The following is a 19,981-nucleotide window of genomic DNA, read 5'->3' as shown; positions in this document are numbered from 1 at the left end:
ATGGGGAGGCTGAAACTACTGGGCAAGGCCATTTCCATAGGTAGTGTCACAGAAAAATATCCTTTCGCTCCGATTGACGTTCCAGATGATTACAGAGGAAAACCAGTTATCAACGAGGAAACATGCATAGGTTGCGGTGCCTGCGCTAACGCCTGCCCTCCCCAAGCAATTAGAGTTTTCACAGACGAGGCTAGGGGCATCAGAGTCGTCCATCTTTTCCTTGGGAGATGTATATTCTGTGGTCGTTGCCAAGACGTATGTCCCGTGGGTGCGATAAAGCTAACCACACAATTCGAGCTTGCTACACCAGATCATGACGAACTGCACCAGATTGTGGAACTACAGATGGCCCGCTGCAGTGAGTGCGGAAAGTCCTTCGACACATATAGGCATCTGATAGCTTCTCTCGAAAAAATACACCCTTGGGAAAGAAGGAATCTCCTCCTGTGCCCTGAGTGTAGAGCGAAAAAAACGTCTGAGTGGAGGGTGTGGGGGTGAGATCCATGGTAAAAAATAGTCTATGGGTTTTTCATCTCAACTCCGGCTCGTGTAACGGCTGTGATATAGAGATCCTAAATATCTTTGCACCACGAAACGATGTTGAAAGACTCGGGATAAAGCTCGTTGGCTCTCCCAGACATGCAGACGCCATAGCATTTACCGGACCAATTACGAGGGAGTGTCTGCCAAAGGTTATTGACGCTCTGAAAGCGGTTCCAGAGCCAAAAGTGGTTCTGGCCATAGGGGCGTGCGCCTGTGGAGGAGGCATATGGTATGATACTTACTCCGTAATAGGTGGTATTAAAGAGCTCTACAGGATTCTAAAAGAAGAATACAATATGGAGCCTCCCGCGACGGTTTTTATACCTGGCTGTCCCCCAAAGCCAGAGGCCATAATCTACGGTGTGGCTGTTGCTAGTGGGATGCTAGAGTCAAAACAGAAAAAGACTGTCTATGTCGAGCCGGGGGAATCGGTGGCAAATGAGAAGCTGATGATCGCCGAGCTCATAAGTGAAGCAGAAAAGACGAGGCACTTTATGCCGGGAATTGTCATCCGGGGGGTTGAGGATGAGCCTTGAGGACACATTCATTATCTTCATGAAGTTCATTATTCCGCTTTACCTGCTTGCATTTGTGATTTATGCAATTAGAGCTTTCAGAGGTCCAACAATACCTGACATAATACTAGCAATAGACTGCATGAGCTTCGATATCGCAGCATTCATGGCCATTCTGGCAGTCTACTTCAAAAGCGTCTTTCTGATTAGTGGTGCTATAACTCTAGCATTGTGGGCTTATCTTCTGGACATCTACATAGCCAAATACCTTGTGAGTAGAGAGGTGGGAGCATGAGTGAGGTGCTGTTCTACCTCGGAGCCATCATGATAGCTATCGGCGGCATCTGCGACCTCTTTGGGGCCATAGGCCTACTCCGCTTCCCCAACTTCTACGTCAGGCTGCACGCTGCAACTGTTGGAACTATTGGGGGTGCAGTAGTGCCGTTATTCGGTGTCGGGTTTTTAGCATTGGGTAGCAATTTCCTTCCCCACAAGTATGCCATAGCAGGAGCTAGTTTCGTCACAGGGATAATAGTGCTTCTGGCAGCGCCTGCCGGTGCCCATGCCTTAGCGTACGCCGCTCACAAAGCTAAGCTCGTCCAGTGGAACCCCAAGTGCGACCACTTAACAGAGGTGAAGAAGCATGATTGAAGTGCACTTACTAATGCTGGCAATTACAACAATCATCGGATTAATATTCTCATACTTGGCAATTATTGAAAAAGACCTGCTTAGAGCCATTGGCTTTTCGGCAGTCCAAGCAATTGCCTATGCAATCGCATTTTACATCCTAATGGCACCAGACATTGTCCTGGCCTACGTTGCTATAGCGGTTGGAATATATTCAGCACTCCTGGTTTTCGTTGTGAGTAAAACAGGGAGATACGAGGTGGTGTAAATGAAAAAGCTAATCCCACTTGTAATCATACTTGTGGCAATATTGGGATTGGCTTATTATATTACTCCAAAACTCCCCCAGCAAACTGATGTAAGGCCCCTAGGTGAGTTTTACCTCCAGAATAGTTATTTCGGGGATTACTCGGCTAGAAGTCCAGAGGTCGTCACCTCAATCTTGTGGGACTATCGTGGTGTTGATACACTCTTTGAGACTGCGGTATTCTTCCTTGCGATTATTGGAAGCCTAACTCTCTTTAGGCTAAATAAAAGGCAGGAAAAGGCAGCAAAGCAGAAGATAGAGGGATTCACGGGAGGTCTTACCATAGTAGTCAAATCAGTTACGAAAATTATTGTCGTCATGATCCTTGCGGTTTCGGCATCTATTGCTTTGCACGGTCACTTGACACCGGGTGGTGGCTTTCAGGGCGGCTCTGCTCTCGCGGTCGCTCCACTCCTTATAATAGCAGCATACTCAAAATATACCCTAGAAGAAAATGGCTTGGACAAGACGAGGGCATTAATTCTGCGTTCTATTGGACTCCTGGGAATAGCGTTAGTGGCGTTAGTTCCACTCCTTAGCGGAGGCTTCATCATGCAGAATCAGCCAGTATTTCCCGCAGAGATCGACGGCCAGCTTATTGGCGGTTCACTGATCTACTACAACTTCTTCGAATTCCTAGCAGTTGGAGCAGGCTTCACTGCAGTATTCCTCCTACTAGCAATCCCAGAAAGCATATTTAAGCGCTTTTTACGGGGGGATGTGGATGAGTAGTGCAGTTCCCTTTATATTATCAATCATAATACTATCACTCATCGCGACAATCATGATCGGCCTGTATGGTATCGTGGGAAGGCCCAATCTAGTCAAAAAACTCATCGCACTAACAATTTTGGGAGATACTACAAACCTGCTTGTTGTTTTACTTGGATATCGCTCAATTTATCCTGTAATGCCACCAATATTGCCCGACTTAAGCAAGGAGACACTAAGTCAGTTCATCAGCACAGCAGTTGACCCTCTACCACAGGCCCTAGTGATTACTGCGGTGGTTATTGGAATGGCCGTTAACGTTCTCCTAGCCTTTGCAATAATCCAGATTTACCGTTTATACGGGACTGTTGACACGAGAGAGCTTCAACAGGAGCTACTTGGGGGTGGTGAACGATGAAAGGTGTGGTCCCCACTGCAACGCTGACATTCATCACATACCTCATATTTACGGGGTCTGCAAGTCCATTTGACTTAGTTACTGGGATAATCGTAGCCATTAGTGTCGGATTGCTTATTGGGAGATACTTAGTCCAGAATGATACAAAAGCCATGAACCCTACCAGATGGCTATGGACTGTGATATATTTCATTTGGTACATGCTCGTGGCCGAGACTAAGTCCCACGTTGACGTTATGGTGAGAACGATTACAGGAAAGTACGAGCCAGGGATTGTCAAAGTACCAATTGGAGTAAAAACAGACTATGCAAAGACACTAGTCGCAAATTCAATTACCAACACTCCAGGAACAGTAGTTGTAGATCTAGATGATAAGTACATGTATGTGAACTGGATTAACGTAACTACAGAGGATCCTGAAAAGGTTAAGGGAGAAATTTCTGCAGACTTTGAAAAGTTTGCGAAGAGGATATTCGAGTGAGGTGATGAAAATGGACGTTGTCGGCATTACTCCAGTCATTCCTGTAATCTTCGCATTCGCACTACCTTTATTCTCAATCATAATCAAAGGAAACAGAAAGATAATCCAGGCTTACGTCCTAATAGGGACTGGCTTGGCTTTAGTTAGCACTTTCAAACTCTTCCAGAAAACCTACGCCTCGGACAGGCCATTAGTCTACACTTTCGGAGGATGGAGTGCACCAGTTGGTGTAATCTACGAAGTCGACAAGCTAAGCGCCTTAATTGCCTTGGTGACCGCTGGACTTATGTTCCTGATCTCAATTTACTCGTATAGATACCTAGAACACAAAAATGGTCTGGAGTGGTATTATACGCTCTATCTGGGTCTGGAGGCCGGACTACTGGGAGTCCTGTTGACCGGGGATGCATTCAATCTTTTCGTCATGATAGAAGTTACAAGTATTGCAGCCTATGCCCTGGTGATGTTCTATCGCGATAGAGGCGATTCAGTGTACGCTGGCTTCAAATACGCCCTAATAGGTGCCGTAGGAACCACGATGTACTTCCTGGCCCTCGGAATACTTTATGGAGCTTTTGGCACTGTTAATCTTGCAGATTTGACAGCAAAAGTCCATGGTTTAAACTTTCCGGTTACTAATTCACCAGTCAGCAATATTGCGATAGCTTCAGGTGTTGCCTTGGCTTTGGCTACTTGGGCGTTCTTGATTAAGTCTGCCATAGTCCCGAACCACTTCTGGCTCCCAGAAGCACACCCAGCAGCACCAAGCCCAATCTCAGCCATACTCTCAGGACTAGTCGTCAACGTCGGTGTCTACTCACTCATCAGATTCCTCTACACAGTCTATGGGGGTACACTAATTCCAGAATTGGCCCGCATAGTCGGCGTATTGAGTAACATCGTCGTTGTCCTTGGTGCAGTATCATCCCTTTTCGGCGCTGCAATGATGACAGTCCAGAAGGACGTTAAGAGACTCATTGCTTATTCAACAATAATGCACATGGGTTATCTATTCATGGCGGTTGGACTTGGCACTCAATTAGGACTACAGGCCGCATTGTTCCACCTGGTCAACCATGCCATTGCCAAAGCTCTGCTGTTCCTAGCGGCAGGAGCTTTTATTCACGCCATTGGTTCAAGGAACGTGGATGATCTGGCTGGCCTGGGTAAAAAGATGCCAGTTGCGACGTTCAGCCTTGCAATAGCTACATTAAGCCTCGTAGGTGTTCCACCATTAAACTTGTTCTTCAGCAAGCTGCTACTCTTCAATGCTTTAATGGAGAAGGACCTTGGTCTAGCGTTAATCTTAGTGATAAGTTCTGTAATTGCGCTGGTAGCTTATGTAAGGGTGTTCTACATTATTTGGCTGGGCAAACCAAGGAAGGATATAAAGATCAAAGAGCATGCCAGCATGAGCTTAGTTTGTTTGGTATTGGCAGTAATCTGTATTATAGTCGGACTGGCAACCCCAATTATTGTGGACGGCCTCATAAACCCAGCAGCGACACAGGCGATGGACTATAACAGCTACATAAATGCAGTATTGGATCTTGCCTTAAAGACTATTCGTTAAATCACACTCTACTTCTACTCTTTTATCTGTTAACAGCGCTTAAATGAGCACATGACTATCAATGGGTTGTTACTACACCTAAAACCTTAAATATCTCCCACCCGAGCATTTAGATGGAAATCTTAACGAAAGAGGTGATGGGAATGGTTGACTACGCGCTGCTCAAAAAGATTGTTGAGGCTCCTGGTGTTTCTGGATACGAGTTTTTGGGCGTTAGGGACGTTGTCATCGAGGCCTTCAAGCCCTACGTCGATGAGATAAAGGTCGATAAGCTCGGAAACGTCATAGCCCACAAGAAAGGCTCTGGGCCAAAGGTCATGTTGGCTGCACATATGGATCAGATAGGCCTTATGGTCACCCACATCGAGAAGAACGGATTCCTCCGCGTTGCCCCGGTTGGCGGTGTTGATCCGAGGACGCTCATAGCCCAGAGGTTTAAAGTCTGGATTGGCCCAAACGAGTTCATTTACGGTGTCGGTGGAAGTGTTCCGCCACACATTCAGAAGCCCGAGGAGAGGACCAAGGCTCCGACCTGGGAACAGGTCTTCATCGACATAGGTGCCGAGAGCAAGGAGGAAGCCGAGGAGATGGGAGTTAAGATCGGCACCATAATCACCTGGGACGGAAGGCTTGAGAGACTCGGCAAGCACAGACTCGTCAGCATAGCCTTTGACGACAGGATTGCTGTCTACACCCTTGTCAAGGCCGCCCAGGAGCTCGGCGAGACCGATGCGGACATATACTTTGTGGCCACCGTCCAGGAGGAGGTCGGCCTCCGCGGTGCAAAGGTTTCAGCCTTTGGCATTGACCCTGACTACGGCTTCGCCATTGACGTCACCATTGCCGCTGACGTTCCTGGCACACCGGAGCACAAGCAGGTCACCCAGCTCGGAAAGGGAACCGCAATAAAGATAATGGACCGCTCCGTCATCTGCCACCCGACCATCGTCAGGTGGATGGAGGAGCTCGCCAAGAAGTACGAGATACCCTACCAGTGGGACATCCTCCTCGGTGGAGGAACCGATGCTGGCGCAATACACCTCAACAAGGCTGGCGTTCCAACGGGAGCGATAAGCGTTCCAGCGAGATACATCCACTCCAACGCGGAAGTTGTGGACGGACGCGACGTTGACGCTGGAGTTAAGCTGATGGTCAAGGTTCTCGAGGAGATTCCGGGACTTAAGCTCTAACTTTATTTCCCTAAATTTAAAATAATATTCTTCTCTATTTCCGTCCACATTATCAACTATCCAGAATTGCTAGATAATACTATTGGAGCTTAATGCTATAATCATGCATAAAAGCTCTTTAAAACATCTACAAATCGAAAAGTTTTTATTATCCTAGCAGATAATAAGAATGCCCTCACCACAAATGGGGGGAGACGATGGATAGAAGGAAAGTAGGGGCTGTTGGATTGGTTGTTCTGGCCATCTTCCTGATGGTAGGGAGCGTGGCAGCACTCCACTACACCACAGTGAAGCCAGGGGTCATTGCAGGGGAGGACTATGAGTACAGAGATGTCAACTACTTCTTTGCCAGTGGGGGATTCAGTGCCTATGCGATGGGGCAGTGGGAAGTACCGCCTCAATACACTCTAGCACTTGTCCTCTGGGATCACGCCGCAACTCATGGGGGGATGGCCTGGTTTGGAGAATTGAGAGGTGGCACTCAGCAGACGAGGTAGGAACCAGAGTTTATGGAACCGTCGGTTCATATGGTGACTGGATCGTAGCCCTTGTACCAGCGCCAGTAGGGTAATGATCCATGGACCTCTAATAGCTCAGATAGAGGTGGTGAGGAGTGAAAAAGAGTGTCTTCCTTTTCCTCTTTTTATTTGGTACCTGCCTTGTGACGCCCGCAGCAAAGGGCACCACTTACAGCCCGTTTTGGTTTGAACCGGGAACGTATACTGCATACCACGCCGTTGACAATTTCAGCAATGCAATGTTAGTCTATTGGTTTAACGGGACGTATTATCTTGTAAAGTCAGTCAAAGCAATTCTGATAAATTTCACAATCATATCCGTGGACTCTCAAAAAGGAATTGCAACAGTGGGCGTTGAGGTAGTTCTCACTCCGAACTCCAACGATATCGAGAGAAATGACACGTCTAATGGAATAAACATAGTATTCGTCCCTCAGGACAACGCTCCAAATCTCCCTAGAAATCCCTTCTGGGATGAGACGGTATATGTGGCCAACAACTCCATACAGATAGGTAACAAGGACGTCTTACAGGTGAAAGTGACGTCTCTTCGGCCGATAACAATAAGGGGCAAATACTTGATATTCTTGGAGAATGGAAGCGTTTACGATTTAGAGGGCAGGTATTACGGCCACACCGCACTGTGGGGATTAAGAGACCTAAATGTGAATGACACCTTCCTAATACACAACGGCACTCCAATAAGGATTCGTTCAAACCAAATCATCAACACGACCATATTGACGTACTATGGTCCCATTGAGAAACCCAATGGAATTCTTATAACCGAACCTTCGGCGATTGGTTTGCTGTTCTATGAGACAAAAGGTGCCAGTATTGTTTCGTACAATCCCCAACTGGACATTATGCTGACTTTTATGGGGCCCATCGCTGATCTCCAGGCGATAGGAATCCTGGACGTTTCAGTGGCAGATGAAAGGGCAATAAGTTACGCCCGTGAGCACATGAAGGATTTAGTCAACACGAAAGAACCCAAGGAACTGTGGATGCATGGGGTTTCCCTTTTCAAGACAAACATTCAGAATAACAATCAGGTTGTCGAGAGTAATCCCCCAAAAAGCGGACTTAAAATTGGATTTTTCATTTCATTATCTGTCCTCGTTGTGATAATCCTTCTGAAAGGGGGTGTCCTGCGTGGGAAATCTGCGTGAAGCTTTCACTTGGGAGTTAAGCGAGCACATGCGCCTGTTTGTTTTGACAATCAGCATTCCAACCCTCGTTCTCATCTTTGCCTCTCAACTCTTCGAGGCACGCAGCTGGTTCCGGGCGTCAGGATTTGGCCAGGAAACAATACGGATCCTTACTGGATCAGCCATCATCTCCACTTTGGGCTCCTCCGAAATGTGGGTGATTCTGGTGTCTATAATATCCGTGTTGTCCATTTTAGTTTTCAGGCAGGAGAGGGACATGGGATATGCGCTTTCTCTCTACACACTTCCACTGTCAAAGAGGGAGTTCTTCTTCGTGAAGACTGCTACCGTTTATCTGCTCTCTTTGCTGGTTACTTACATTCCAATCTTTCTTGTCATCCTGATAACCCAGGCCGATAACTGGACTGCCCTTCCCATAATATTGGGCAGTGGGAATTTCGCTTCGGCTATGATTCTTGTCCTTTACTTCGTTCTCTACTCCGTGGCTGTTTCCATAGTGGTGTCCCTTGCCTTCAGAAACGCCTTCCTAGACTTCCTTGTTTCCTTTTTCCTCCTTGCCGTTCCCAATTTCATTGGTCTGAGCGTTCCCCCATTTAGGTTTGTTAACAGAATGACAATGTTGGCGCTGATTGGCCCCAGTACGCTAGACATTGTCAGAATGGAGTTCTTTGCAGGAGTAGTTGTGCCGGGGATCCTTCTCCTCGCCGGCATAGTCATGATGGACAGGAGGGATGTGCTGTGAAGAGACTCATAATAACACTCCTTGTTGCCCTGCTCATGTCTTCCTTTGGGTTAATGGCCGCTTATTCAATCAAATCAAACGTTGAAATAAACACGCCCCCTGTCGCTCTAAAGAGCACGGAAGATGGAGAATACGATTCATTTGTCTTCTACGTTCCTGGATGGATGAAAGCAAGACTAACCTGTTCGGGAGGCACTGGAATTGTTTATATCAAGAACGTCTTTGCAAACTCGATCATCTTCGAGGAAAACATGAGCCAACAGCTCACGGTCGAGTTTCCAATTCCGTATGAAGGGGACTACCTCCTGCAGTTCAGTGGCTCCGGAATGCCAACATGTGCCCTCCTTATGAGAGATCTGCACCCTCCCAAAAGGGTCCAGGATGCTTACTATGGCCTTGGAATTCTCGTAAGTGTAATCCTTTCTATGACCTTAATGAGGATGAGGTGGTCCAAGTGATAACCGCCGAAAAACTGACGAAGAGATTCAGGAGCATCACGGCCCTCAACGGCGTCACGGTCAAGATCCCCAAAGGAACCAACCTTATCGTAGGTCCAAACGGAGGTGGAAAGAGCACATTCTTGAAGATAGCAGCAGGAGTCTATCGGCCTACTTCAGGAGACATCAAAGTTTTCGGAAAGAACCCTTGGTCAGATGGCGCCGTGAGAAAACGTATTGGCGTCGCTTTTGACCCACCAAGGTTTCCCACATTCGTCACGGGACGAGAATGGCTCTCTATCTTCGCACGGGCGCGTGGAAAAGACGACGTGGAAGAGGTTGCAGAAATACTCGGGATAGACTACCTTGACAGGAGGATAGTTTCGTACTCCTCCGGAATGCTCAAGAGGCTCAGCTTGGCTCAGGCATTAGTGGGAAATCCAGATCTGGTGATGCTCGACGAACCACTGGCAAACTTAGACTTCAGTGGAATAAGGGACATCATTGGAACTATCAAGGAACTGAGGGAAGAAAAAAGCTTTCTGATAATCAGCCACATGTGGGAGCCTCTGCTCCCAGTGGTGGATAGGGTCTATGTGATAGCCGACGGCAGGCTTGTGGCCCAGGGAGATGCAGGAGAGATAGAGGAGACTCTTCGGCGGCTCTACTATGGACTCAAAGGATAGTGAATTTCCCCACTTTCAGACAAAGACCAGCAACGTACATGGTTCGATACTCATGCACCCCCAAGTTGGAACAGACAGGCTTCATATAGAAGTATGTCCACTCAGCGGGCAACTAGTTTATACTCCCCTCTCTTCCGCCAACTTTAAAAACCGGTCCGAGCATCTCTTAGAGGGACAATGTACAAGGGTGCTCGGCATGGAGTCAAAGACGGCAAGGGTGCCCTTCTCGGGAGGATGGGAAGCTCTAATAAGCGTCGCGGTGAATCCTGAGGAACTCTTCCCAACGTTTCCATATCGGGCAGAGGTTACTAAGACAGAAGAGAGGCTTATTGCGAAACTCTCCATTAAGAGCTTCCTCTGGAAGTTCGAGTTCGAGGGAGCCCTTGAGCTGGCCTTCAACGAACCTCACGTCACCTACGTAATGAAAGGTCGGAAGGGTCTTTTAATCCTGTCATTCATGGCAGACAATGGGAATCTGCTGGCTAGAGCTTCTGCCGACATTCCCGGCGAGAAGTTGCTCGGAAAGAAGCTCAGGCTAATCGCCGAGGGCTCCGGTAAGACCCTCGCCAGAATGGCGGAGAGCCACCACATCGTTGCCCCGCTCGTCTTCGGTTCTGCGCGGGAGTTCATCCTCAAGGAGTTTAGGGCCCCACTGCTTGCCCATTTGCTCCGCTACGTGATGCTAAAAACAGGGAGGGAGTCATTCAGAATGATTGGGGAGGCAGGGGATAGTAGGTTTGTCGCGGAGGTTCTCGAAGGAGTCATTGAAAAGGTAGAGTACGAGACGGCGTCGGGAAGCTCTATAATAGAGGTTAGGAAGAGCATTCTGGACGTGTCAGAGGACGATTTTACTGGAATGGAGCTGTCCGGAAGATATATGGTTAAAATTGAGGAGCACTGACAGTAAACGATTTCAGAGAACCTCATCATTCATGAGATCCTCGTTAAGAAGTTCCTGAGAGCTATCTTCTGGCATCTCTTTGGTGATAGTTGGGGTTCTAGGGGTTCCCTCCGTGTAGACGCTCCCCTCAGAAAGCTCCTTTTCGAACTTCCTCCATTCATTCCAGAAGAAAAGCGCACCTATGCCAATGCCCACCAGGAGGAAGGGCCACTTCGAGGGAAGAGGCAGCCCACGGTGCCAGTTGTAAAGCAGATAGTTCTGGTAGAAGAACAGATAGCTCAGCCAGGCTACGATCAACGCCTCTACGGTGTATTCGATGAGCCTCTTGTCCTTTTCTTCCATTCCTCCCACCTGGGGAAAAGTTAAAAGCGAGCCGTTAAAACTCTTTCCCATGAGCGAATACTTCCCCTACGAGAGCCTCAGGCCCCACCAGCGAGAGTTCATAGAACTCGTTAACGAAGCCGTTAAAAACGGTGAAAACGCTATAATCGAGGCCCCAACGGGCTTTGGAAAGACTGTAAGCGTTTTAGCTGGGATTCTACCGTACGCTATCGAAATGGGCCACAAGGTTCTTTATCTGGCGAGAACCCACCGACAGATGGACCGCGTTATAGAGGAGCTAAAAGCGATAAACAGGAAAACGCACATTTCCGGCGTGGAGCTAAGGAGTAGGAAGGATTTGTGCCTTCACAGCTATCTGACCCAGTTCACAACCGACGCTTACAACGCCATGGTTGTCTGCAAAAACCTGAAAAAGCTCGGCAAGTGTCCCTTCTATGAGAACGAGAAGAAGAAAAAGACCGAGTTCGACGAGCTGATCAAGTTTTTCCTTCAGGAGCCGAGCCATCCGATGGAGATACTCGACTACGCCCAAACGCTGGAGCTCTGCCCTTACGACCTGACGAGAAGAATAGCGGAGAAGGCTAACGTCATAGTCGCGAGCTACCTCTATCTTCTCAGCCCAACGATAAGAGAGAACTTCCTCAGCTCACTCGACGTCGATTATTCTGACCTAATTGTCGTCTTCGATGAGGCCCACAACCTTCCTGACCAGGCTATTTCCGCCCTGAGCGACAGGCTGAGCATCCACACCATCAACAGGGCGATAAAGGAGGCCGATGAGTACAGAGAGCACGAGATAGCAAACTTTCTGAGCATCTTCGGAAAGGGGATTGAAATGCTCTATGCGGAGAAGCTGAGAGAAAGGGACGTTCACGAGGTACCGATTCAGCCGGAACTTGTCTTCGCACACGTCGTTGATATACTCAACCTCAATGGCCGCTATTTGGTCAAAACCCTCAACGAGATGGTGGCGGTTGGAGACTCAATAAGGGAGGACAGGATAGAGAAGGGCAAGCCGCCGCGCTCCTACATCGGCCGCGTTGGAGAATTCCTCCTCTTCTGGCTCTCGCTCATCGGGCGGGAAGACTATCTCTTCCTCATGAGCAGGGAGAAGGGCCTCAGCCTTGAGCTCGTGGCTTTGGATCCTTCAAAGGCACTGAGCTTCGTAAAGAACGTCCAGTCAGCGATATTCATGTCTGGAACATTAACACCTCTAGAGGCCTTCCGCGACGTTATGGGCATCGAAAACGCCAAGCTGAAGAAGTTCCCACGCATGGTGAAGCGCGAAAACGCTCAGGTTTTGGTTGCAAAGGATGTTTCAACACGTGGTGAGGAGCGCTCGATGGAAGTCTATAAGCGGATGGTTGACTACATCGTCGAAGCAGTTAAGCTCATTCCGAAGAACGTCGGTGTCTTTACCGCATCATATGAGGTTCTGCAGGGTCTGCTCTCGGCAAACCTCGAGGTTCGCCTTGAAGAGACGGGGAAGGCAATATTCATAGAGAAACAGGGCGCTACATCTCAGGAGAACGATTTGCTCGTTGCCAAGTTCAAAGCCCACGCCAGGGGGAAGGGTGCGGTTCTCCTCGGTGTTATGGGTGGGAGAAACAGCGAAGGACAGGACTACAGCGGTGACGAGATGAACGGAGTCATTTTAGTTGGTATTCCATACGCGAGGCCGACGCCAAGGGTTCAAGCACAGATAAGGTATTTCGAGAGAAAGTTCCCGGGCAAAGGCAGATACTACGGTTATTACCTGCCGGCCCACAGAAAGCTCGTCCAAGCGGCAGGAAGGGTTCACCGCTCGGCGGAGGAGAAGGGGTCAATAATCGTCCTCGACTACCGCCTGTTGTGGAACAGCATAAAGAAGGACCTACCAGACTGGATGCGGGAGACAATGAGACCCGTTGATCTGGGAAGAATGAGGCTGTATTTGAGGCGGTTCTGGCAGCAACCTTTACGAGGCAAAGCTTGACCAAAGAAGGGTTACTTTTAGATGACCACTTTATCAGTATGCGACTCTCTGGGACCCTTCTAGAGAGGATTTCTCAAATGAAGAAGTGCTTAACGTGAGTCCCCTTTTCTTTTTGACGCCCTTTGGGCACTCACTTGGGGTTGAACACTCTAAAACTGCCCACTAAAAGTGAGCTCACTCCCAAAGAGGGCACTTCAAGAAGATGTACGGGCTTTGATCAAACTTTTGCTTGGCAAACAGCCTTTAGAAAGACCGGCGAAAAGTCAGACACTGCTGAAGTGGCGAGTTTGGAGTGCATTCCTAGTTATGCTGAGCATTTAGCAGGGAATTCACTAATGAGAAAGCAATCTCGTCTGAGTCCTTTCCCTTTAGACACCCTAATGGCGTCAATTTTGGGTGAACTCACTGTTTAAAGGGCCAATTAAAAGGAATTAACCGCAAAATAGAGCTATTATTGTATCGAATGCAATTTCAAAACAGCCTGTTAGAACGGTCAGAAACTTTTGATGAAATTTTCCCCAGAAAAGTTTCTTATGGTGCGGGGGCGGGGATTTGAACCCCGGAACCCCTTCGGGACGGGACCCTCAATCCCGCGCCTTTGACCAGGCTCGGCAACCCCCGCGTTGCCAAAGTATAACGCTCGGAGAGGCTTTATAAATTTTGCGGTCTGTGAAGAGAACACATTCCAACGTAGCGTCATTTCAGTATCCATTTGAATTCCCTTTCGAGTATCGCGATGTGCTTCTTCTCCAAGGTTTCAGGATCAACGATCAATACAATACCAGCGCCCTTTTCAAGGAGGACATCCTTAAGGGACATGAGAAATTTGATTGTTGATTCAAATCCGTTCTGGAGTATGAGGTAATTGAGTCCATCGAAAATAACGAAAGTGTCCTTATCAGCACTCTCTATTATGGTGTGCAGAAGGGGAGCGAGCCTTGTGGGGGATATCGCCTTTGGATGGTCTACGTTCGTTATCCAGATGTAAGGAACACCAAGGGGCTCGTAGATTTGGGGCCTTCTCGTTACAACAAGTACCTTCTTTCCCGATAGAAGCCTCAGAATCATCTGGGGAGATGTGGGCTTAACGAGATACGCCCCACGCTGGAGTCCAGACTCTCCGTCGAGAACGACTCTGGGTTTCACGTGCATTACTATCTGTTTTCTAACTCTAACCGCCGAGAGAGCTATTATCCCAATACCTATTGTCACTATAACGTCGTCCAGTATCTTCAGGAGCTCCAGCGGAAAAATATCATTGAGAACATTTATCAGATACCCAGACCAGAAAATTAGCACCCCTAGAAATATTCCCCTGACTACTGAGATCCCTAAAAATTCTCTCAGCATCCTTCTAATGGTGACCAGCAAATAAGCTACCCCAGTGATGGAAACGAAGGCAACTATTTCAGCTGCGAGTTTAACGTGTTCGTAGGTTATCATCGTTTCTACATATAACAGTGGGTTTATATTCTTTTCCCAAGCGTAACATCCAGCGCCCCACCTCAGACCAAAAAATTTATAAAGCCACTTCCCGTCTATGGTTTCGGGTTGAGGGCCGGTAGCTCAGCATGGTTAGAGCGCGGGACTCTTAATCCCGTGGTCGGGGGTTCGAATCCCCCCCGGCCCGCCAAATCGCGGTTCTTCTCGACGCGTTCGGGTCTTGAAGGAGCGCGTTTGAGCAGTTGAAAAGGAGTTAAGAAAAATGAGTTTTGAAAACTTAGGCCTATCTGAGGCGACGTTAGTTGCCGTTAGGAGGAAGGGCTTCTCACAGCCCACCGACATTCAGAAGGAGGTCATCCCGCGTCTTTTATCTGGCGACGCGGATATAATCGGGCAGTCCCAGACTGGGACCGGAAAGACGGCCGCTTTTGCCTTACCCATAATCGAGGCAATTGATGAGAAGGAAAAGAGCGTCCAGGCAATTATCCTGACGCCCACAAGGGAGCTCGCCCTTCAGGTGACGGACGAGATAAAGAGCCTCCGAGGGAGGAAGAGAGTTTATGTTTACGCAGTCTACGGTGGCCAGCCGATTGGTGCGCAGATAAGAGCCCTTAAGAGAGGTACTCACGTCGTCGTTGGCACTCCCGGAAGGGTTCTCGACCATATAAGGCGCGGAACCCTAGATCTGAGTAGGGTGAAGTTCTTCATCCTCGACGAGGCCGACAGAATGCTTGACATGGGCTTCATAAACGATATAGAGGTAATCTTCAGGGAAACACCGAGGAAGAAGCGCGTGCTGATGTTCTCGGCAACGATGCCGCGTGAGATTTTAAGGCTGGCGAGGCGCTACATGAACGATTATGAGGTAATCAAAGTCAGCAGCGACGAGCTCGTTCCGGGGATGGTAGAGCAGGAGTACATTGAAGTCGTTCCTGCCAGAAAGTTCTCAACCCTTAAGAAAATTCTGAGCGACGACTTCTACGGGATAGTCTTCTGCGCGACGAAGAGGGAAACGCGGAAGCTGAGCGAGAAGCTCAGGAGACAGGGCTACAGCGCCGAAGCCCTCAACGGAGACATGAGTCAGGCGGCCAGAGAAAGGACGTTCTGGCGCTTCAAAACCAAGAGGACAAGGATTCTCGTAGCGACTGACGTTGCAGCGAGAGGCCTCGACGTCCAGGACATAAGCCACATAGTGAACTACTCCCTGCCCATGACGGCCGAAGACTACGTCCACAGGATAGGCAGAACCGGCAGGATGGGCAAGAAGGGTAAGGCGGTCACCTTCATCATGCCCGGCGAGTTCAAGAGGCTCCGCTACATAGCAAGCGTCGCGGGTGTTGATATCCAGAAGTCCGAGCTCAGCGAGGAGATACCTAGGGAGTACCGCGAGAGGTGCGAGCGCGAGGAGAGACCACAGAGATACCGGAAAAACGGAAGAAGAGACTACTCCCGCGGCTATTCAAGGCGCTACTGACGCTGGCCGAGGTAGAGGGTGACAACGAGGTCGTTGCCCTCAATCCCCACTTCTATCCACGCTGAATCACTTTTCTCAAAGTATTCCACAAGCTCGGAATCCGATGTCATCCTTTCGAGGAGCCACTTCACATACTGCTCGTAGAATATGGGATGATAGTAATCGGCCAGATTGTAGAAGGTTGCGCTCCACATCCAGCCGGCCTTGTAACCTTCCGGAAGCTTGCCCTCAGAGATGAGCGAGAGGGAATCATCGGCGCCAATTCCAAAATCCTGGGCAAGTAGGTTCAGCATACCATAAGCCAGAGCCTTTGCGTCGTTCTCCGTCATGGTGTAGTCCTGCATGAGGAAGTCTTTTCCACTTAAGATCCCGAGGGTCTTCACTTCAGCAAGGTTCTCTCCTGGCATTATCTCGTAGAGCGTTGCGTTGATTATTATGCTCCCATGCCTCTTCCAGTAGCGATAGTAGGAGCCGAGGTCCATCGGGGGCAGATGCTGGTCGAGGACGAAGAACCAGCCGTCTATCCTTACAAGTGCCGCCGCATGGCCAAGGTCGGTAAGGTTTATCGCCATCGCGTAAACGGGGGTGTAGTTCATGGCCAAGAGCAGGGCGTCGGTGAGAACAGTGTAGTCAGTGCATATGCCCTTTCCCCTCATAATCGTCTCATAGGGAGTCTGTATCGTGTTGTTCTGTCCCTCAACAACTTCCTGTCTTCCGTCAGGGTAAATGATAACCTTGGCAAAAGGCTCTTTGGCCTTCTCTCGGTCGTAGATTATCCACTGATCTTCCCAGTCAAGGACGTTCCAGGCACTCTGGACTAAATTTTCGCCTTTAAGCTTCTCCGCGAGTGGAGAGATAACCTCAAGCTCCGGCCTGCTCAGCATGCAGGGAAGGGCGTCTTTGAGTATGTAGCGCCAGAGTATCCCTGAGCAGTTCAACTGGGCATCCTGACTTGGCAGGAGAACGGTTAAGTTGCCCCACTGAACTTCGGGATTCGTCCACGTCGCAGGTGTTGTTGTGGTTGTAGTGGTGGTCGGAGCGGGCGTGCTCCAGGTAGAAGTTGTTGGGGAATATGTGGAAGATGGCGAGGTTTCAGTCTGCTGAACTACAGTGATGCACCCTGAGACGAACACCATGAGTGCGATTACCAGCGCGAGGACTGCCCTTCTCATCATGACATAAAATCGTCAGTGAAAGTTATAAAGGAAACCTTCATGGAACAACCTCTGCGCCAGTAAACTTTGCAGGCAAAGTTTGATCAAAGTTTTCTAACTGCGAGGATTGGCAAGAATGAGTTTGTATGTACTCTGAATTCAAGCAAATTTAGTTTGGTTTCATATTCAGAAGGCAGTTTGAATTGTTTCACTTTTTTGGTGCTCTTCGAGCACCGTATTTTGGTGAAACACCGAAGAATGGTCTCTTTAAGCGTGAAACCGCTTGAGAACTGGCAGATTAAAAGCGACATACGAGCTTTGATGAAACTTCAGCGGAGAACGAAGTTCTCCGTGTGTTGGAGCTTCGCTCCAACATTGCTTGGCAAAAGTTTCTAATGGTGCCGGGGCGGGGCTTTGAACCCCGGACCTCTCGGTTTCTCAGGCTCCCCCGAAGGGGAGCGGCCCTATGAGCCGAGCGCTCTGACCAGGCTAAGCTACCCCGGCACAAGCGCCCGGGTTATACCTTTCGGGGGGTATTTTTAAATCTTTCGTTCACCAGGCATAGCTGTAGGTCATTGCCATGAGTTTTTTCTTGAGCTTCTTGCCATAGTGGAGACCAAGCAGGATGCCAGTTATGAGGCCTCCCAGGTGGGCATAGGCGTTTACTCCCGGAAACATGCTGTTTATCAGGAAGAGGATGAAAGCATTCACGAAGGCACTCTGGATGTTGCCACCGAGTATCCCCGATACCATTATCAGAACGCCTACGATTCCGAAGAGAGCCCCACTCGCGCCGGCGCTGATCGAGTTCAGCGGGAGGAGGAAGAGCGTGACCAGATTACCGACAAGACCAGCGGCCAAGTAAGTAAAGACAAGAACCCTGCCCCCGAAAAGGCGTTCCAGCTGACTGCCAAGCATAAGGAGGAAGTACATGTTGAAGACTATGTGAAGTATTCCCACGTGAACGAACATGGCGGTGAAGAGTTGCCACCAGGCACCATTAAGGACTGCATAGTTCCACTGACCGATTCTGGCAAGAACCTCGATGCTGATGTCTATGGGGTTACCGCTCAGTATGGCCTCGAAAATGTAAACGGCAACGTTGATCGCGAAGAGCGCCGTTGTGACCTTCCCGTATTTCATTGTGGAGCCTTTAAAGGTCATTGGCGAGCTCCTCCAGAATTAGGTCAAGTAAATAGCTGTCATTCACAGCTATTAGATTGGTTGTCTCCGTGGCGCTGAGGTTGAGCTTGAGCTCGTTTCCCTTCTCATCCGTCACTATCGCGCCGGCTTCCCTTGCAATTATAACTCCCGCCGCTATGTCCGTTGGGCGAACGTAATTCCTTATGTCGAGAACGCCGTCGAGAGCCCCCTTAGCGAGGTAAGTCAGCTCAACTGCTATAGCTCCAAGAACACGGACGCGTTTGACCTTCTTTATGAGGCGTATGCACCTTCCGCGCGTGTAGAAGCTCAGTGCTTCCTTTCCACGTTCCGGCTTTCTAACGTGTATCCTCTCTCCGTTCATGAAGGCGCCGTTTCCAGGAATGCCCTCATAGAAATGTTTGGTAACGAACTCATATATCGCGCCATAGACTGGCTTTCTACCTGCAAAGACGGCAAAGCTGAAAGCAAATATAGGTATCCCCGCGGCGAAGTTGTAGGAGCCGTCTATGGGATCGACGACAACCGTGTAATCGCTCCCGTTGTCTATGAGTCCGATCTCCTCGCTCACGATGTTGACGTCGAGGGGCTGCAGTCTGCCCAAGACGATGTCCTCGGCCACTTTGTCAACGTACTTAGTGACGTCACCGCTCACGTTAGTCCCAATAGTTTCCCCAGCCTTTGGGGTTCCAAAGAGAGGCATTACAACCTTCTCAACCTCCTTGGCCATCTCAATGGCCACTTCGTTCCAGGAGATCTCACCAAATTTTTCCATACGTATCACCCCATCAGGGTTATCAACAGATTCCTAGTCCCGGGTCCAAAGCCAAGTATGAACATTGCGAGCTTGACGAAGTTTATCAGCTCCGGATCTTCATCCTTCATCTCCCTGTCGAGTATCCAGACTATTGGGAGCAGTATGAGGAGCTTCTCGGGATAAATCACCGCGGGAGTACCGGAGAGCTCCATGAGTTTTCTGGCTAAAACGTGTTGCTCCCAGAAACCGAAGAACTGAATTCCCACGAAGGTAGTGGTCGCGTCGTAGAAGTGGGTGTAAAAGAGAAGCGAGTTGTCTCCCACAAGCTTGACCTTTTTCGAGAGCACCCATACGAATGCTTCCGCGGCGATAAGAATTGGCACGAAGTACTTGAAGACCTCCCACCTGAAGTTGACCTTGTCTAGGTTTATCAGCAGTATAAAGACCAGTCCACCAAGGAGGACGTATCCGAAATCGCGGTAGAGTGGGTAAAACTTCTCCCCTGACCCAACGTGCCGCCAGACGACGTAGAGGGAAGCGAGGGCAAAGGCTGCGATGACGAAGTAGCCGCCTGGACTGACTGTCAAGTATGTCCTTGGGAGGATTCCCACATCTGTCATTGCCCTCATAAGCGGGCCGAGGATCATGTACGGAATCAGCGCCTTGAAAAAGCGCTCGTCTATTTTTATCCCCATCCTCTTCAGGAGCCTGTACAGCAGGAGGACAGCTATTCCAAGGATTATTGCATAAACGAAGGTATTGACGATGTTGTAGCCCTCGTTGTTGATTATAGGCTCGATGAAGTACCTGTAAAAGAACTCGTAGAGACCCATTCGACCACCATAGACGG

General features: G+C 49.1%; 24 protein-coding genes and 3 tRNA genes. 19 read left to right on the top strand and 8 right to left on the bottom strand.

The genetic code is table 11. The features are described from left to right. The 16 genes from E3E32_RS00705 (at position 1) to E3E32_RS00630 (ending at position 10,825) form a co-directional block, all read left to right on the top strand. Positions 1-498 carry a 4Fe-4S dicluster domain-containing protein gene (locus E3E32_RS00705; RefSeq protein WP_167729766.1) on the top strand — a complete coding sequence of 166 codons (498 nt, stop codon included), beginning with the start codon at positions 1-3 and terminating at the stop codon, positions 496-498. 5 nt (positions 499-503) lie between these two features. Then, entirely contained in the window at positions 504-1,079 is a 576-nt protein-coding gene (locus tag E3E32_RS00700; RefSeq protein ID WP_167730850.1) for an NADH-quinone oxidoreductase subunit B family protein, read from the top strand. Continuing rightward, entirely contained in the window at positions 1,069-1,353 is a 285-nt protein-coding gene (locus E3E32_RS00695; protein ID WP_012571985.1) for a monovalent cation/H+ antiporter complex subunit F, read from the top strand. The genes E3E32_RS00700 and E3E32_RS00695 overlap by 11 nt, the downstream gene beginning before the upstream one ends. Continuing rightward, complete coding sequence (gene mnhG / locus E3E32_RS00690; protein ID WP_167729765.1) at positions 1,350-1,709, top strand: monovalent cation/H(+) antiporter subunit G; 360 nt, start codon at positions 1,350-1,352, stop codon at positions 1,707-1,709. Before E3E32_RS00695 ends, mnhG begins: the two co-directional genes overlap by 4 nt. Next, complete coding sequence (locus E3E32_RS00685; RefSeq protein WP_012571987.1) at positions 1,702-1,956, top strand: hydrogenase subunit MbhD domain-containing protein; 255 nt, start codon at positions 1,702-1,704, stop codon at positions 1,954-1,956. Before mnhG ends, E3E32_RS00685 begins: the two co-directional genes overlap by 8 nt. After that, positions 1,957-2,727, top strand: coding sequence for an MnhB domain-containing protein (locus E3E32_RS00680; RefSeq protein ID WP_167729764.1), 771 nt, complete (start codon positions 1,957-1,959; stop codon positions 2,725-2,727). It abuts the gene before it with no gap. Further along, entirely contained in the window at positions 2,720-3,124 is a 405-nt protein-coding gene (locus E3E32_RS00675) for a Na+/H+ antiporter subunit C (RefSeq protein ID WP_012571989.1), read from the top strand. Before E3E32_RS00680 ends, E3E32_RS00675 begins: the two co-directional genes overlap by 8 nt. After that, complete coding sequence (locus E3E32_RS00670; protein WP_167729763.1) at positions 3,121-3,606, top strand: Na+/H+ antiporter subunit E; 486 nt, start codon at positions 3,121-3,123, stop codon at positions 3,604-3,606. Before E3E32_RS00675 ends, E3E32_RS00670 begins: the two co-directional genes overlap by 4 nt. Positions 3,607-3,616: 10 nt before the next feature. Continuing rightward, positions 3,617-5,179 carry a proton-conducting transporter membrane subunit gene (locus E3E32_RS00665; protein ID WP_167730849.1) on the top strand — a complete coding sequence of 521 codons (1,563 nt, stop codon included), beginning with the start codon at positions 3,617-3,619 and terminating at the stop codon, positions 5,177-5,179. A gap of 143 nt (positions 5,180-5,322) precedes the next feature. After that, on the top strand, positions 5,323-6,369 hold the full coding sequence (locus tag E3E32_RS00660; RefSeq protein ID WP_167730848.1) for a M42 family metallopeptidase: 1,047 nt from the start codon (positions 5,323-5,325) through the stop codon (positions 6,367-6,369). Between the two features lie 197 nt (positions 6,370-6,566). Continuing rightward, positions 6,567-6,866, top strand: a complete 300-nt coding sequence (locus tag E3E32_RS00655) for a hypothetical protein (RefSeq protein ID WP_167729762.1) — start codon at positions 6,567-6,569, stop codon at positions 6,864-6,866. 116 nt (positions 6,867-6,982) lie between these two features. Beyond that, on the top strand, positions 6,983-8,059 hold the full coding sequence (locus E3E32_RS00650; protein ID WP_167729761.1) for a hypothetical protein: 1,077 nt from the start codon (positions 6,983-6,985) through the stop codon (positions 8,057-8,059). Next, positions 8,043-8,801, top strand: coding sequence for an ABC transporter permease (locus E3E32_RS00645; RefSeq protein ID WP_167729760.1), 759 nt, complete (start codon positions 8,043-8,045; stop codon positions 8,799-8,801). The genes E3E32_RS00650 and E3E32_RS00645 overlap by 17 nt, the downstream gene beginning before the upstream one ends. Further along, positions 8,798-9,259 carry a hypothetical protein gene (locus E3E32_RS00640; protein ID WP_167729759.1) on the top strand — a complete coding sequence of 154 codons (462 nt, stop codon included), beginning with the start codon at positions 8,798-8,800 and terminating at the stop codon, positions 9,257-9,259. The genes E3E32_RS00645 and E3E32_RS00640 overlap by 4 nt, the downstream gene beginning before the upstream one ends. Beyond that, positions 9,256-9,924 carry an ABC transporter ATP-binding protein gene (locus tag E3E32_RS00635; protein WP_167729758.1) on the top strand — a complete coding sequence of 223 codons (669 nt, stop codon included), beginning with the start codon at positions 9,256-9,258 and terminating at the stop codon, positions 9,922-9,924. The genes E3E32_RS00640 and E3E32_RS00635 overlap by 4 nt, the downstream gene beginning before the upstream one ends. A gap of 196 nt (positions 9,925-10,120) precedes the next feature. After that, positions 10,121-10,825 (top strand): hypothetical protein, encoded by a 705-nt coding sequence (locus tag E3E32_RS00630; RefSeq protein WP_167729757.1) that lies wholly within the window; start codon positions 10,121-10,123, stop codon positions 10,823-10,825. 12 nt (positions 10,826-10,837) lie between these two features. Here E3E32_RS00630 and E3E32_RS10045 read toward each other — a convergent pair whose 3' ends face one another. Next, positions 10,838-11,167 carry a hypothetical protein gene (locus tag E3E32_RS10045; protein WP_240910575.1) on the bottom strand — a complete coding sequence of 110 codons (330 nt, stop codon included), beginning with the start codon at positions 11,165-11,167 and terminating at the stop codon, positions 10,838-10,840. A gap of 49 nt (positions 11,168-11,216) precedes the next feature. On the opposite strand from E3E32_RS10045, the gene E3E32_RS00620 reads away from it, so the two are divergent. Continuing rightward, a complete protein-coding gene (locus E3E32_RS00620; protein ID WP_167729756.1) occupies positions 11,217-13,142 on the top strand; it encodes a helicase C-terminal domain-containing protein in 1,926 nt (641 codons plus the stop codon). Positions 13,143-13,676: 534 nt separating this feature from the next. On the opposite strand, the gene E3E32_RS00615 is transcribed toward E3E32_RS00620, so the two are convergent. Then, positions 13,677-13,764, bottom strand: a tRNA-Leu gene (locus tag E3E32_RS00615). A 74-nt stretch (positions 13,765-13,838) separates the two neighbouring features. Beyond that, on the bottom strand, positions 13,839-14,585 hold the full coding sequence (locus E3E32_RS00610; RefSeq protein ID WP_167729755.1) for a DUF835 domain-containing protein: 747 nt from the start codon (positions 14,583-14,585) through the stop codon (positions 13,839-13,841). 112 nt (positions 14,586-14,697) lie between these two features. On the opposite strand from E3E32_RS00610, the gene E3E32_RS00605 reads away from it, so the two are divergent. Both E3E32_RS00605 and E3E32_RS00600 read left to right on the top strand, forming a co-directional pair. Continuing rightward, a tRNA-Lys gene (locus tag E3E32_RS00605) sits at positions 14,698-14,775 on the top strand. A gap of 72 nt (positions 14,776-14,847) precedes the next feature. Beyond that, a complete protein-coding gene (locus E3E32_RS00600; RefSeq protein ID WP_167729754.1) occupies positions 14,848-16,059 on the top strand; it encodes a DEAD/DEAH box helicase in 1,212 nt (403 codons plus the stop codon). Here E3E32_RS00600 and E3E32_RS00595 read toward each other — a convergent pair. The 5 genes from E3E32_RS00595 to E3E32_RS00575 all read right to left on the bottom strand — a co-directional run bounded on the left by E3E32_RS00595 (position 16,053) and on the right by E3E32_RS00575 (position 19,964). Further along, entirely contained in the window at positions 16,053-17,234 is a 1,182-nt protein-coding gene (locus tag E3E32_RS00595; protein WP_167729753.1) for a transglutaminase-like domain-containing protein, read from the bottom strand. The two genes, E3E32_RS00600 and E3E32_RS00595, sit on opposite strands and share 7 nt — an antisense overlap. A gap of 375 nt (positions 17,235-17,609) precedes the next feature. Continuing rightward, positions 17,610-17,717 (bottom strand) — tRNA-Met (locus E3E32_RS00590). 48 nt (positions 17,718-17,765) lie between these two features. After that, positions 17,766-18,377 (bottom strand): rhomboid family intramembrane serine protease, encoded by a 612-nt coding sequence (locus E3E32_RS00585; protein ID WP_167729752.1) that lies wholly within the window; start codon positions 18,375-18,377, stop codon positions 17,766-17,768. Further along, the gene (locus E3E32_RS00580; RefSeq protein WP_167729751.1) at positions 18,367-19,149 is read right to left on the bottom strand and encodes a bifunctional fructose-bisphosphatase/inositol-phosphate phosphatase; all 783 of its coding nucleotides are present in this window, start codon (positions 19,147-19,149) and stop codon (positions 18,367-18,369) included. Before E3E32_RS00580 ends, E3E32_RS00585 begins: the two co-directional genes overlap by 11 nt. Positions 19,150-19,154: 5 nt before the next feature. After that, positions 19,155-19,964: a DUF63 family protein gene (locus tag E3E32_RS00575; protein ID WP_167729750.1), complete on the bottom strand. Its 810-nt coding sequence runs from the start codon at positions 19,962-19,964 to the stop codon at positions 19,155-19,157. Positions 19,965-19,981 lie beyond the last annotated feature (17 nt).

Source organism: Thermococcus sp. GR6 (assembly GCF_012027415.1).
GTDB classification, from domain to species: Archaea; Methanobacteriota_B; Thermococci; order Thermococcales; family Thermococcaceae; genus Thermococcus; species Thermococcus onnurineus.
This window is presented reverse-complemented; position numbering and strand designations above follow the sequence as displayed.